Annotated in this window: 7 protein-coding genes; 4 read left to right on the top strand and 3 right to left on the bottom strand. The window is 67.8% G+C overall.

Annotated elements, in window-relative coordinates; genetic code table 11:
- The first annotated feature begins 56 nt into the window (after positions 1–56).
- The 4 genes from BLU77_RS19245 (at position 57) to BLU77_RS19260 (ending at position 11545) form a co-directional block, all read left to right on the top strand.
- Positions 57–5612: a DUF7927 domain-containing protein gene (locus tag BLU77_RS19245; protein WP_139177858.1), complete on the top strand. Its 5556-nt coding sequence runs from the start codon at positions 57–59 to the stop codon at positions 5610–5612.
- Positions 5613–6166: 554 nt separating this feature from the next.
- Entirely contained in the window at positions 6167–9040 is a 2874-nt protein-coding gene (locus BLU77_RS19250) for an LPXTG cell wall anchor domain-containing protein (RefSeq protein ID WP_089774811.1), read from the top strand.
- Positions 9041–9096: 56 nt separating this feature from the next.
- Positions 9097–10536, top strand: coding sequence for a SpaH/EbpB family LPXTG-anchored major pilin (locus tag BLU77_RS19255; protein WP_175477226.1), 1440 nt, complete (start codon positions 9097–9099; stop codon positions 10534–10536).
- 109 nt (positions 10537–10645) lie between these two features.
- Positions 10646–11545, top strand: coding sequence for a class C sortase (locus BLU77_RS19260; protein WP_245708949.1), 900 nt, complete (start codon positions 10646–10648; stop codon positions 11543–11545).
- A 53-nt stretch (positions 11546–11598) separates the two neighbouring features.
- Here the strand turns inward: BLU77_RS19260 and BLU77_RS19265 are convergent, their stop codons facing one another.
- The 3 genes from BLU77_RS19265 to BLU77_RS19275 form a co-directional block, all read right to left on the bottom strand.
- Entirely contained in the window at positions 11599–13242 is a 1644-nt protein-coding gene (locus BLU77_RS19265) for an ABC transporter permease (RefSeq protein WP_089774815.1), read from the bottom strand.
- Positions 13239–14189 carry an ABC transporter ATP-binding protein gene (locus tag BLU77_RS19270; protein WP_089774817.1) on the bottom strand — a complete coding sequence of 317 codons (951 nt, stop codon included), beginning with the start codon at positions 14187–14189 and terminating at the stop codon, positions 13239–13241. The genes BLU77_RS19265 and BLU77_RS19270 overlap by 4 nt, the downstream gene beginning before the upstream one ends.
- Before the next feature lie 86 nt (positions 14190–14275).
- Positions 14276–15013: a TetR/AcrR family transcriptional regulator gene (locus tag BLU77_RS19275; RefSeq protein WP_245708950.1), complete on the bottom strand. Its 738-nt coding sequence runs from the start codon at positions 15011–15013 to the stop codon at positions 14276–14278.
- Positions 15014–15073: the final 60 nt, after the last annotated feature.

The following is a 15073-nucleotide window of genomic DNA, read 5'->3' on the forward strand; positions in this document are numbered from 1 at the left end:
CCCGGTACCGGGATGGATCCAGCATGGAGTTTTCGACGCCTTTGTCGCGTCCCCGAGTGCGGCGGCGTTTCGCACTGCTGACCGTGTTCACGTTGGTCGTGACGATGCTCACGACCGCTGTCGGCCCGGCGGTCGCGCCGGCCGAGGCTGTCGCGGGGACCGAGTCGGAGGAGCGTTTGCGCCGGCCGACGACCGCCACGTCCAGCAACGACGACGGCAACTATGACGGCACCCGGGAGAACTACCACTTCACCCCGTCGAGCACGTGGTCCACCGGGGATCCCACCACTGACGTCGCCGGCTCGGTCGAGTACAACAACCTGAACCGATTCGCGTTCGGGCCGAGTCGTGTCCTGCAGTTCTCGTTCATGGACGCCTCGTCCAACTCATGGGTCGATGTCGACGCGGGAGCCGTGGACCAGGTCGACACTGCCGATCAGATCGTCACCGGCAGCACGTTCCGCATCGGTGATATCGATCAGCGCAACTTCACGATCGATCTGGAACTCGCCCGTGTGGACGGGACAGCCGTGACCGATCGATCTGCCGTGGACTTCACCCTCGGCACTGCAGCGACCAGCGTTGGAACGCCGACCATGACGGTGACCGATCGAGGTGGCGGCACCTATCGCGTGAACGTTTCCTATCCCGGAACTGAGAACTCCCCGGACACCAGCGCGTATGTCACCGCCAGCCTGAACGACGGGACGTTGCTCGGGGAGGTCCGGCTGACCAAGATCTCCCAGTCGTGGCAGGACTACCTGCACATCGACTGGAGCCGGACCGTCCTGACCTTTCCCCGTGACTTCGGCGATGCTCCAGACACCTACGGGACCACCGGTGCTGATGCCGCGCAGCACATCCTGACGTCACTCGACGAGACGACATCAACGACTCCGTTGATGCTGGGCGAGATCGTCGACGGCGAGGACGACGGTTCCCCCGGTACTGCGGCCGACGGCGACGGGGCCGACGAGGACGGCCTCAGTGGTGGGACCGAGCTGGACGCGGCCGCTCCCTCAGTGAGCGTCACCGTGACCAATATCAGCGCCGAGGCGGCGACGGTGGCCGGATGGCTCGACCTCAACGCAGACGGCGTTTTCGAAGCCGGAGAGCGCGCGACTGCGACCGTCCCGGCAGAGTCGGGGACGACGACTGTCGACCTGACGTTCCCGGCCGGGACCGAACCCGGTGATGCCTATCTCCGGTTGCGGGCCATCCCGGGGGCCGTGGCGGCACCGGAGCCGACCGGCGTGATCGCCGACGGTGAGGTGGAGGACCACCTGGTCGCGCTCGTCGCCGCCCCGGCCCTTGACATCGAGAAGACCTCGGACCGGACTGTCGACACACGTGTCGGTGACACGGTCACCTACACCGTGACGGCGACGAACACCGGTGCTGCTCCGTACACCGACACTGACCCGGCGACCTTCGTCGACGATCTTTCCGCTGTGCTCGACGATGCGACCTACGCCGATGACGCGACCGCGGGCACAGGGACGGTGGAGTACACCGAACCCCGACTGGTGTGGCAGGGCCCGCTCGGAGTGAACGACACCGTGAGCGTGACCTACTCCGTGACTCTGACGGGAGCCGGTGACCGATCCGTCGACAACGTCGCCTTCGCCGCCGAGTGCGAACCGAACGAGGTCTGCGAGCCGACCACCCCGCCGCTCGAGGAGTGCCTGGAGGGTGGGACTGACCCTGCCACTGGCCTGCCGTGCGACGCCGTGAACTACGGTCTGCCCGACCTGTCCATCGAGAAGTCCAGTGCCACCGCGGTGGTGAGTACGGACGGACAGACCGTCACGTATACCGTGCAAGCCACCAACACGGGTACCGCTGACTACACCGAGGCGCGCCCCGCCGTCGTGATCGACGACCTGACCGACGTGATCGACGACGCGACGCTGAGCACGACCTCCATCCAGGCCGACCTGGGCGAGGCCCCGACCTACTCCGAGCCGCAGGTCAGCTGGAGCGGGGCGCTCGAGGTGGACCAGACCGTCACGATCACGTATTCGGTCACCTTCGATCGAGATGCCGGGGACGGCACCCTCGTGAACGTCGCCTTCGCTCCGCTGTGCGACGCCGGCGACCCCAGGTGCGACGAGACACCTCCGCCACCACCAGAGTGCGACCCTGCCGATGAGAACGGACTCGACCCGGACACCGGTGAACCGTGCGGGCGAGTGGAGATTCCGAGTGCCTTGCTGAGCGTCGAGAAGACCTCGAGCCCGGTCGATAGGTCAACGGTGGCCGCCGGGCAGGAGATCGTCTACGCCATCACCTTCACGAACGAGGGCACCACAGCCGCCTCCGTCGACGGCTGGAGCGACCACCTGGCCGAGGTGCTGGATGACGCCGAGGTGACAGTGGCGCCGCGTTCGACCACGTTGACGGTGTCGGACGTCGAGGATGGCACGTTCTCGGTGAGCGGCTCTGTGCCCGCCGACACCACAGCGACCGTCACCTACACGGTGCGGGTCCTTGCCGATGCGGCACGCGGTGACAGCATCATCACCAATGTGGTCGTCCCGCCCGGTCAAGACCCGCCGGCCGACTGCGTCGAGGGGGATCCGCACTGTACCGAGCACTACGTTCCGCAGGTCGAGGTGGCCAAGACGGTCGTACCCGAATCGGGGTCGGTCGTTGAGGCGGGTGATGTGCTCCGCTACACCCTCACCATCGCCAACACCGGGACGGCGCCCGGGACGGTCGACGAGTACGACTCGCTCGCGCAGCTTCTCGACGATGCGATCATCACCAGTGACCCGGTGGCTTCCGGGACGGCACTGGCCGTCGGCCCCATCGCCGACCAGCGATTCACCATCACTGGAACGCTCAGTCCTGGACAGACGGTGACTGTCACCTACGAAGCGACGGTGCTCGCAGATGGCGCGCGTGGTGACAATCAGGTGGCCAACTTCGTGGTGCCGGCCGGGCAGGATCCTCCCCCGGGTCCCGACTGCGTGAGCGGTGACCCGCGGTGCACGGTGAACCCTGTGCCCGAGCTGTCGATCACGAAGGTGGCCGACACCACCACGGTCTCGGTGGATGGCCACAGCGTGACCTACACGGTCGAGGCGACCAACGACGGCGCCGTGCCGTTCACCGAAGAGATGCCCGCCGTGGTGATCGATGACCTGAGCGAGGTGATCGATGACGCATCGCTGGACCCGCGGACGCTGCAGGCGAGCACGGGAGAGACGCCCACCTACGATGAACCACGAATCCAATGGTCCGGCCCGCTCGGCGTCGGCGACTCCGTCAGGATCACCTACACGGTGACCTACCAGGGAACCGGGGACGCCACTCTCGTGAACGTGACGTTCATCCCGCAGTGTGATGAGGGTGACCCCACCTGTACCAACCCGCCGCCCACCCCTGAGTGTGACCCGGCGGATGAGAATGGCGTGGACCCAGAGACGGGCGAGCCGTGCGCTCGGGTGGAGATTCCGGCCGCGAACCTCTCCGTGGAGAAGTCCTCTGATCCGGCGGACTTCTCGACCGTAATGCCGGGTGAGGAGGTGGTGTACACCATCACCTTCACCAACACGGGCAACGCCGCCGCAGATGTCGGCGGCTGGAGTGATCACCTCGCCGGCGTGCTGGACGACGCCGACGTGACCGTGCAGCCGATCGCCTCCACCGACGACCTGACAGTGTCCGCGATCGAGGATGGTCAGTTCACCGTCAGCGGGTCAGTACCCGCGATGTCGGCAGTGACCGTCCAATACACGGTCACCGTGCTCGGTGACGATGAGCGGGGCGACAACGAGCTGATCAACGTCGTGACACCCCCGGGCCAGGAACCGCCGTCGGAGTGTGCGGTGGGTGACGTGCTCTGCACCGAACACCCCGTCCCGGAGATCGTGGAGTCCAAGAGCGTCGACCCGGAGGACGGATCGACCGTTCACCCGGGCGACACGGTGACGTACACCCTGACCTACACCAACACCGGTGCCGCCCCCGGCCCGGTGGACTCCGTGGACGACCTCTCGCACGTGCTTGACGATGCTGAAGTTGTTGCGCCACCGGCTGCCTCGAGTGAAGCCCTGACCGCCTCGGAGGTGGCCAACGGTCAGTTCACCGTCACTGGCGGTCTCGACGTGGACCAGACGGTCACGGTGAGCTACCAGGTGCGAGTGCTCGCCGACGGAGCTCGCGGGGACAACATCCTGGGCAACGTCCTGCTCGAGCCCGGTCAGAACCCGCCGCCAGACCCCGAATGTGCTGCGGACGACCCGCGATGCACCGCCAACCCGGTACCGGAGATCGTGCAGAGCAAGTCCTCGGACCCGGCGTCCGGGACCACGGTGCTGCCCGATGAGGTGATTGCGTACACCTTGACGTTCAGCAACGAGGGCGCGGCCGCAGGCCCGGTGGACGCGGTGGACGATGTCTCGCACCTGCTCGACGACGCAGACATCAGTGTGGCTCCGACGGCCTCGGACGAGGCGTTGACGATCACGGCGATCGTCGATGGGCAGTTCTCGATCACCGGTACGTTGCAGCCGGGGCAGACGGTGACGGTCGAGTATGCAGCGACCGTGCTCCCGGACGAGGAGCGGGGCGATCATGTGATCGGGAACTTCCTGCTGCCTCCGGGAAGCGAGCCGCCCTCGGAGCCAGTCTGTGACGACGGCGATAGGGACTGCACCGAGCACCCTGTACCGGCGATCGTCGACAGGAAGTCATCGGACCCAGTCTCCGGATCCACGGTGCTGCCGGGGCAGGTCCTGACCTACACGCTCACGTTCGACAACAACGGCGCAGCGTCCGGAGCGGTGGACCGCGTGGATGACCTCTCGCACGTGCTGGACGACGCGACTGTGGTGACCGACCCGGCCTCCTCGGACGAGACCCTCACGGTCTCGACGATCGACGGGGCCCGGTTCCAGATCAGCGGAACGCTCGCCGGCGGTGCCACAGCCACGGTGACCTACCAGGTGATGGTGGATGCCGATCCTGCCGGAGACCTGGTGTTGGCGAATTACCTGCTGCCGCCCGGTGTCGAGCCGCCCCCGGAGCCCATCTGCGCTGACGGCGAGGAGGATTGCACGAGCCACGAGGTGCCACATGTCTCGATCGTGAAGAGCTCTGACCCTGTGTCGGGAACCGAGGTCAGCGACGGGGACGTGGTCACCTACACGCTCAGCGTCACGAATACGGGTGCCGCCGACGGTCCGGTCGCATTCACCGACCACGTCGGGGCCGTGCTTGACGATGCCTCGATGGTTCAGGCACCGGTGGCGGACGACGAATCCGTGACCGCCGCCTACACCAGCGGGGTCGTGAACCTGACCGGCACGATCGCCGTGGGTGCCACGGTGACCGTGACCTACACGGTGCAGGTGCTGCCGTGGGACGAGCAAGGTGACCACGAGCTGGCGAACTTCGTGACCGGGGCCGGTGACGAGCCGCCGAGCGAGTGTGTTCCTGGCAGCGTGTTGTGCACCGAGCACGAGGTGCCGCCGCCCGCAGTCCCGCCCGCCGTCCCAGGGTTGCCGAACACGGGTGCGGACGTGTCGATCTTGTTCGCAGCAGTGCTCCTGGTGCTCACCGGTGGCGCGATCGTGGTGACGAGACGGCGCAGACAGCACGTCTGACCGTCGAACGTCGACGACGGGGGAGTGGCCACATGGCTGCTCCCCCGTCGTCGTATTCGGTGGTCCCGAAGTTCCCCTGCGCGAACGATGCTGACGAAGCATTCGCCTCTCTGGGGCGGGAGAAAGTTGTCATAATCGACCGTTCAACGGGTGGTTTTTTGGCGAATCGAAGGGTGAGGAGAGGGTGAGGAGGGGGTGAGGTGCGCTACCTCGCTCCCTCCTCTGGTGCGCGGCATACGCCCGGTATAGTGCGGATTCTGCACTCCTTGCGTTCCCTCACCCCCTGCCGCGGCACTGACGGTGGACCCGAAGAAGACTTCAGGCTCGGTATTTCCAGCACCCGCACCCGGTGCTAGCGTGCGCTCAGCGATCATAAGTTTGAGGAATCCGTTCCGTTCTTGTGAATTCGCGGACAGTGGACGGCATTCTCACGAGAATTCGTCGCACTGTTTTCACTGCTCCTTGTGGGGCAATATTGGCGCGCGTTGTTGCATGCATTGGGGAGAGAATTCATGCGAGTTCGACAGTCGACGAGTGTGGGACCCCGTCATGGCATGCGCCGTCGGCGTGCCGTCGGTGACTCGGTCCGGCGCCCGGTGCTGGGCTGGCTGCTGGCGGTGGCTCTCGGCCTCGCCGCACCGGTGACGTTCACGGCGTCTGCAGTGGCTGACGAGCAGGTCACCGAGGACGTGACCGAGACGACGACCGGGTCGGAGGCCACCGAGCCGGACCAGCAGGTGAGCGGGGAGCCGCCCGAGCAGGCCGACCCGGAGTTGACCGAACCAGCCGACCCAGAGCCGACCGAGCAGGCCGACCCAGAGCCGACCGAGCAGGCCGACGCGGAGCCGGTGCCCGAAGAATCAGCCGCGCAGGAGCCGGCCCAGGAGGAACAGGCGGAGGACACTCCCACCCAGGAGGAAGTCACCGAGGACATCCTCACTGAGGAGGACCAGACCGAGGCGTCGACCTCGGACGAGACCTCGTCCGAGGAGGGCACCGGCGACGCGGAGCGGTCCGCGGACGAACAGCTTTCCGCCAGCAACGAGATCTCCCCCCTCGCGCTCGAGCCCGGCTGTCCCGCCTGGCCAGTCGGAACGCCGGCCGGCTTCGAGATCGACGGCAACCTCTGCACCAATGGCGCCTCGGACTGGTCCACCGTCGGCGGGCAACCGGCTGCCGTCGACGGTTACGACGATGCCACCCAGTTCACCGGCGGTTCCAAGGAGAACAACTGGCCGTGGAGCGCGGCTCAGACCAGCGGGTCGGGGATCGCCCCGGGCAAGACCGACATGGGCAACGTGTACGCCTTCTCGACCACCGCGGGCGGCGACGTGTACGCCTTCCTGGCATTCGAGCGCCAGGACAACACGGGCTCGACGTCCTACCACGTGGAGCTTAACCAGCTCCCGAACAGCACCGGACCGGTGCCCGATCGCTCGATCGGCGACCTTCGGCTGAAGATCGAGCAGACCGGGAACGTGACGCTCGCGCTGCTGGATGCCCATACCTGGAACGGCAGCGCCTGGGTCTCGCTCGGCTCCACCGCCGGATTCGTCGGCCAGATCAACCAGGACTCGACATTCAACCTGGCCAATGAGGAGCTGCTGAGCGGATCCTTCGGCGAGGTGGCGGTGAACCTGACCACGTTGTTCGGAGACGCTGGGTGCAGTGGAGAGTTCGGGACCGTGAACGTGCGGTCGAGCTCCTCACCGGAGGAGACCTCCTCGCTCGGTGACTGGATCGCGCCCATCTCCCTCAACGTCCCCAGCACCTGCGCCTCGGTGCAGGTCGACAAGACCTGGGTGATCGACGGGGATACCTTCGACGACGGCGATCAGCCGTTCGGGACGGCGTCCCTGAGCCTCACCGATCAGGACACGGCCGAGTTCGGCACCACCTACACCCAGCACAGTGACGGCACCACGGACTACGAGGCGGGGGACGTCGTCACCATCGGCGAGCAGGTCACCGACCTGCCACCGGGGTGCACCAATGTTCCCTCCGGTGATCTTGGTGACCACAGCCTCACCGCCGGTCTCAACTCCTACACGGTCACCAACACTGTGACGTGCACGTATCTCACCCTGGTGAAGAACGTCGTCGGTGAGGCAGACCCGGCTGCGTGGACGCTCACCGCCGTCGGTCCCACGCCGCTCAGCGGGAGCAGTGGATCGGCAGCGGTCACCACGGCTCACGTCGAGTCCGGCGTGTACACGATCGGGGAGACCGGCGGACCGGACGGCTACCAGCAGACCGGGCTGGAGTGCACCCCGATCGCAGCGGACGGTGACGTCGTCACGGTGGCTCCGGGAGAGGCCATCACCTGCACCGTCACCAACACCGCCGAGGTGGGCCTGCAGGTGCTCAAGACGTGGTTCGTGGACGGGGAGGAGTTCGCCGACGGCGACCAGCCCGTCGGCGAGGCGCAACTCACCCTGGACGGCGTGAATGCCGACTTCGGCATCGCCTACGACGGCTATCTCGTCGGTACTGAGGTGACTGTCGCTGAGGAGGTCACCGGACTTCCCGAGGCGTGTGGGCTGGTCACCACGATCGACGGCGTGGAGACGCTGAGCGTTGACCACACCGTGACCCTCACGCCCGATCCGAACCTGCTCGAGGTGGTCAACACGGTCACCTGCACGCAGACCCTCACGCTGGTCAAGGATGTCGCGTTCGGCAGCGCGCTGCCCGAGGCGTGGACCCTGACGGCGGCCGGCCCGGAGGAGCACACCGTCACCGGTGCCAGCGGGTCGCCGGAGGTGACCGGGCAGGTGGTCGTCGCCGCCGAGCCGTACGCGCTCAGCGAGTCCGACGGTCCGATCACCTACCTCCAGAGCGGCGACTGGGTCTGCGTGGACGGGCAGGACGCACCGGTCGAGGTGACGGGCGGCGCGGTCACCGTGGCCTACGGCGCCGACGTGACCTGCACGGTCACGAACACCACCGCGATGATCACCCTGCTCAAGCACATCGACGACGGTTCGACCGACGTGCTCTCGCCGGACGACTGGACGCTGACGGCCACCCCGGACTGCGCCGTCGCGGAGCTTGCGGTGGTGGAGGTGACCGGTGCTGAGACGGAGAGTGCCGCGAACACCGCCGAGATCCTGCCGGACTGCAGCTACATCCTCACCGAGGAGCTTGCCGCCGGCAGCACGATCGCCTACCGCGAGCTGGCGTTGGAGGTCTGGGACGACGACACCGGTGAGTGGACCACGGTGGTCGACAACGCCGTCCAGGTCGCCCCCGGCACCCACGCGACCTATCGGTTCGTCAATGACGCACCTCCCGCCGTCACCCTCCCGCTCACCGGTGGGACGAGCACCGACGCGGTGCTGCTTACCGGCCTCACCTTGCTGGTCCTGGCAGGCGGGCTCGTCGTCTACCAGTGGCGCCGACGCGCCGCCGGACCGGTGACGCCATGACCATCGCACGTTCCGCAGCACCTGACATCCGCAGCGCCATCACCCAGGAGGAAAGAATGTCTCGTAGTCACCGGCCGCTGAGGCGGCTCGCAGCGGCGGTGAGCGCAGCCGCACTGGGCGTGCTCGGCATGGTCGCCCTGTCCGCCCCGGCGGGTGCCGCCCCCGGCCCCAACCTCGACCCGGATGCCACCGGCTCGCTCACCATCCACAAGTACGAGAGCCCGAACACGGACCCGGGGTTGCCGAACGACGGGAGTGAGATCACCCCGGACCCGACCCTCAACCCGTTGGCGGGCGTGGAGTTCACGCTCACCCAGGTCACCGACATCGACCTGACCACCAACGAGGGGTGGAACGAGGCGGACGCGCTGGTGACCTCGGTGGCAGCCGGTGGTGACCTGACCGGGCACACGAGCGCCGTCGTCGGGAGCCAGAGCACCCTGGCGGACGGCACTACGACCTTCGGCTCGTTGTCGATGGGGGTCTACTACGTCGAAGAGACGAACCCCGGCGCGAACCAGATCGTCGCCCCGGTGGAGCCATTCATCGTGATGATCCCGTTGCCGACCACGATCGACGGCGAGTCCACCTGGCTCTACGACGTGCACGTGTACCCGAAGAACGCGCTCGGTGAGAACGAGAAGAGCCTCGACGACTCCGACGCCTACGGCCTCGGTGACACCGTCTCGTTCACGGTCGACTCGGCCATCCCGAGCTTCTTCGGTACCGAGGACCTGGCCGGCTACAGCATCGTCGACGACCTGGACACCCGCCTGGCCGTCACCGCGGGAACCACCGTGGTGACCGCAGTGGACGGTGCCGCCGTGGCGATCACCCTCGACCCGCTCGACTACACCGTGACGGAACCGGCGGTGGCCACCGGGGGGACGCTGACCGTGGAGTTCACGGCCAGCGGTCTGGCGAAGCTGGCCGCCGCACCGGGAGGAACGGTGACCGTGGCGTTCGAGACCACCGTCACCGCGATCGGCGACGGCACCATCACCAATGACGTCGTCACCTTCATCAACGACCACGAGATCACCTCCAACACCGTCGAGACCCTCTGGGGTGCGGTGCAGATCGCCAAGTACGACGTGGACACCGACCCGCGGGTCGGACTGGAGGGAGCCGTCTTCGAGGTCTACCTCGAGGCGACCGGCGGTGACCCGATCGCCGTGGATGGCGCTACCCAGTTCACCACGGATGCGGACGGCACCGTTCTCATCCCGGGCCTGAAGGCCGGGACGTACTACCTGGACGAGGTCACCGCTCCGGATCGCTACCTACCCGTCACCGGACGTATCGAGGTGACCGTCACGGCCGGCTCGCTGGAGGAGGCGACCGTCGTCGAGGTGGCCAACGAGAAGATCCCGGACGTCGAGCTTCCGCTCACCGGTGGTGAGGGCGTGGCCCTGTTCACGGCACTGGGTATCGGTCTGATCCTCATCGCGGTCGGAACTGCGGTGACCCTGGCCCGCCGCGGGGCGCGCCGCTGAGGCACGTGCCTGCGGGGGTGATGGAGGCGGAGCGCTCTCCCCAAGCGCTCCGTCTCCGTCACCCATCTCGGATCGAGCCGAGCCGGTGACGGGTGGACAGGAGGCCCAGGTGAACCCACACACGATCGAGGCCCGTGCCGGCGAGCACCCCGCACCGCCCCTCCCGCATCGGCGCAGCTGGCGGTTGAACCGCCTCTCACTCGTGGTGTCGGTGATCTGCCTGCTCGGCGTCGCCGTCCTCCTGCTTCCCACTGTCGCGAACTGGTACGCCTCCCTCCGGCAGGCCGAGGAGATCGCCGAGCTCACCGGCGAGGTGGAGGTTCTGGGGCCGCAGGGTCAGGCCGACGAGCTGGCCACCGCGCGGGAGTACAACGAGGAACTGACCGGGGGAGTGGCGACGCTGGGCGCCGGTGCGCGTCTGCCGGCGGCGCAGGGCGTCGACGGCACGTCCTACGACCAGCAGCTGGTGGCCGGCGGCGGTCCGATGGCCCGGATCGTCATCCCGACGATCGGTGTGGACCTCCCGGTCTACCACGGCACCAGCGACGAGGTACTGCTCCGCGGTGCCGGACACCTGGAGGGAACGTCGTTGCCCGTGGGGGGAGCGAGTACGCACGCCGTGCTGACCGCGCACCGCGGCCTCGCCTCGGCCGAGATGTTCACGCACCTGGACGAGGTCGCGATCGGCGACACCTTCACCATCCAGGTGGTCGGCGAGGTGCTGACCTATCAAGTGATCGACCGCCAGGTGGTCGAGCCGGACGAGACGCAGACCCTGTATCCGCGGCAGGGCGAGGACCTGGTCACCCTCGTGACCTGTACCCCGCTCGGTGTGAACAGCCACCGCATCCTGGTGACGGGGGAGCGGGTGCTCCCCACTCCACCGGAGTCGGTCGAGCTCGCGTCCCGTCCGCCGGCACCGATGCCGTTCCCGTGGTGGGCGGTGGCGATCGGCGGAGCCGTGGTGGCGACGAGTGCCTACGTGTACCTGAGCGGCCGGCGTCGCTGACGCGGAAATCGCACGTCGATCTGGCGACCAGATCGACGTGCGATTTCCGGTTCTCAGGTGGTGACCAGGTCCCGACGGCGGAACGCCAGCAGTCCCAGGACGGCCAGTCCGGCAGCCACGGCCAGTTGAGCCAGCAGTGGCGCCCCCGTGATGTCCCCGCCGGGGACAGTCGGGGTGTGGTACCACGGCGAGATCGCCAGCAGCACCTCCGGCAGATCCAGCAGCTCCCCGAAGAAGGCGGCGAGACCGCTGAAGGCCACCACCACGGAGGCGATCGCCATGAGCCGGGGGGAGAGTCCGTATAGAGCGGTGGCAAGCCCGACGATCACCAGCACCGCCGGTGTCCCGACGAGACCGGCCACTGTCATCTGTCCGAGCAGGTCCCAGTCACCGGTGCTGGCGGCCGCCGTCAGACCCATGGCTGCGCAGGCGAGCACCAGCAGCACCACGGAAGCGACCGCCGTCACGAGCACATGCCCGGCCAGCCAGGCCTGCTTGCTGGTAGCGGTGGCCAGCACCGGCTCCGCCCGTCCGTCCAGTTCCTCGGACTTGGCGCGCATGATCGCGAGCAGAGCGTAGACCGCTGTGGTGATCACCATCATCACCATCAGGGTGTTGAGGTAGCCGAGCACAGGGTCCGGGCCGCCGGTGAACATCGTGCCCATGGTTCCGCTCATGTCGGCGAAGGAGTCCACGAACGGTCCGGTGGTGCTGCCGTAGACGAGGCCGGCGATGATCAGGCCGATCGCCCAGCCACGGATACCGCCGCGGTGCAGGCGGAGGGCGAGTGCGGTCGGACTGGTCAGCCAGTCCGGGGCGCCCGCTCGGCCGCGCCGGGAAGCGCGTAGGCCGGCACCGAGGTCGCGACGGTCCGAGAGTCGGTACGCCAAGGCGACCAGCGCCGCGGCCACGAGCACCGAGATCCCGAGCGGCCACCACCGTTCGTCCACGAATGCCCGGGTCTGCTGCGACCAGGCGTACGGGGTGATCCAGGAGAGCAGGTTGCCGTGCTCACTGCTCATGTCCCCGGCTGCGCGCAGCACGTAGGTGCCGCCGAGCACGGCGCCGGCGATGCCGCTGCCCACCCGGGAGTACTCGCTGATCTGGGCGGCGGTCGCCGCCACGCCAGCGAACACCAGTCCGAACAGGCCGGTCCCGAGCGCCACGAGCAGTGCACCGGAGGCGGGCGAGTCGAACGCCAGCAGCCCACCCCACATGACGAGCGTGATGAGGGCGTTGCTGATCAGTGCCGTGATGAGGGTGGCCGTGAGCGAGGCGTACCTGCCGACGACGTTGGCCCGGATCAGCTCGGCCCGGCCGGTCTGCTCCTCCATCCGGGTGTGCCGGGAGACGAGCAGGATGTTCATCAGCGCAGCGGCGAGCATGAAGTACGTGACGTAGATCGCGGTGAAGAAGGTCTGGTAGCTGAGTCCGTCACCGAGCCCGTATCCCGGCCCGCCGAGCAGGCCGATCATCGGCCCTGAGGTGAAGGCGGACAGGCTCGCCAGCTCGTCCTCCGATGGGAACAGCGTCTGGAACGCAGTGAAGAAGTACGGCACGAAGATGCCGATCCCGATCACCCAGGCAGGCAGTCGGATCCGGTCGCGCCGAAGCATGAACCGCAGCAGGTGGCCCGTCCCGGTGAGGGGGCCGCTCGCGCGTGCCGCAGATGTGGCTGTGCGGGTCGCGGTGGTCATCGGGTGCTCCCCGTGTGCTTGCCGGCTGCCACCGGCTCGGCGGTGGCTGCTGCGTTCGTTTCCTCGTCGCTGCCGTAGTGACGCAGCAGCAGCTGCTCCAGCGTCGGCGGGTGGGCGACGATCGAACGCACACCGAGCGGGGCCAGGGCGCGCATCAGAGCATCCACCTGCTCACCGTCCACCTCGAGGCGAGTCTCGCCGTCGGCGGTGGTGAGGTTGTGCACTCCGGTGAGATCGGCGATCGCGGTGGCGGGCTGCTCCGTGGTCACCACCACCGAGGTACGGGTGAGGTGACGCAGCTCGGCCAGTGTGCCGGTCTCGATGGTCTTCCCGGCGCGCACGATGGAGACGCGGTCCGCCAGCGCCTCCACCTGGGCGAGGATGTGGCTGGAGAGCAGCACGGAGACGCCCTTCGCCTTCGCCTCGGCGATGCACTCCTGGAAGACGGCCTCCATCAGCGGGTCGAGGCCCGCCGTCGGCTCGTCCAGGATGAGCAGATCCACCTCGCTGGCCAGCGCGGCGACCAGAGCAACCTTCTGCCGGTTCCCCTTGGAGTAGGTGCGTCCCTTCTTGCGCAGGTCCAGATCGAAACGCCCCGCGAGGGACTCCACCAGCGAGCGGTCTGCTCCACCGCGCAGGCGCGAGAACACGTCGATCGCCTCTCCGCCGGTGAGGTTGGGCCACAGCTCCACGTCGCCCGGCACGTAGGCGAGTCGCCGGTGCAGGGCGACGGCGTCGGCCGCCGGGTCCTGACCGAACAGCCGGGCAGTGCCGGACGTGGGTCGTAGCAGGCCGAGCAGGATGCGGATGGTGGTGGTCTTGCCGGCGCCGTTCGGGCCGAGCAGGCCGTGCACCTCGCCGGGGGCGACAGACAGGTCGAGGCCGTCCAGTGCGCGGACGCGGCCGTAGTCCTTGACGAGGGTGTTGATCGTGATGACGTCGGTCATCGGGTGCCTCCTTGTGGGCATGGCGATTCAGGTCGCCGGGGTCAGGCGGGAGCGTTGCTCCATTGCGGAGGTGGGTGCGGCGCCGGTCAGCGGGCGTGCTGCCCGGGTGGCGCCGAGGTCTCGTTCGGCGGGTCGGTCGCGACGTCGTGCGGGGCGGGGATGGCCCCGTTCTGCTGGTGCCCGTACCCGGCCTCGAGGACGGCGTCCAGGATGCGGCTGTCAGTGAAGATGCCCTCGGTGTAGAGCTCGAGGCTGGGGATCATGGACTTCTCCATGTAGGTGCGCAACATGGCGACGGGATCGCGTGGACCGTCCACCTGCGCGAGCCGGATCTGCAGCAGCAGTCCGCCCAGCCCGGAGTACGTGAGGTAGCGCGCTCGTGCTTCCGGGTCGCGACTGGGCTTGATTTTTCCGGTCCGCTCTCCCTCGGCCATGTAGTCGACGGCGTCGGCGATCATGTGCTCGATCAGGTCCCGGGCGAGCTCGCCGCCGTCGATGAGACTGGCGATCACATAGCCGGTCAGTGGTGCGAACTCCTCGATGTGTGCGAGCTGCTCGAGCAGACTGCGGGTATCGGTGGCGCCGACGGACTCCATCTTGACCCGGCGCACCTCCGTGAGGACGTGCTCGTCACAGGCGCGGCGCAGGCCGTCTTTGGATCCGTAGTGCCGGATCACCAAGGCCGCGCTGACGCCGGCGTCAGCCCCGATCTCTCGCAGCCCGACGCCGAAGCCGTCCGCGCCGAACCGGCGCACGGCAGCCGCGAGGATCCGCTCGGGCGTGCTGCCCGGTTGCGGTGCCTCTCGCCGCGCTTCATCCATCATCTGACCAGTGTAAACGCTCGTTTACACCCGGGGCAACAGGTACATGTGCGGCGCGTTGCC

This window comes from Ruania alba (assembly GCF_900105765.1).
GTDB lineage: Bacteria > Actinomycetota > Actinomycetes > Actinomycetales > Beutenbergiaceae > Ruania > Ruania alba.

Bases quoted from the DNA above. Each gene is read 5' to 3' on its own strand.
- BLU77_RS19250 (WP_089774811.1), top strand. From the start codon at position 6,167: ATGCGCCGTCGGCGTGCCGTCGGTGACTCGGTCCGGCGCCCGGTGCTG.
- BLU77_RS19255 (WP_175477226.1), top strand. From the start codon at position 9,097: ATGTCTCGTAGTCACCGGCCGCTGAGGCGGCTCGCAGCGGCGGTGAGC.
- BLU77_RS19265 (WP_089774815.1), bottom strand. From the start codon at position 13,242: ATGACCACCGCGACCCGCACAGCCACATCTGCGGCACGCGCGAGCGGC.
- BLU77_RS19270 (WP_089774817.1), bottom strand. From the start codon at position 14,189: ATGACCGACGTCATCACGATCAACACCCTCGTCAAGGACTACGGCCGC.
- BLU77_RS19275 (WP_245708950.1), bottom strand. From the start codon at position 15,013: ATGATGGATGAAGCGCGGCGAGAGGCACCGCAACCGGGCAGCACGCCC.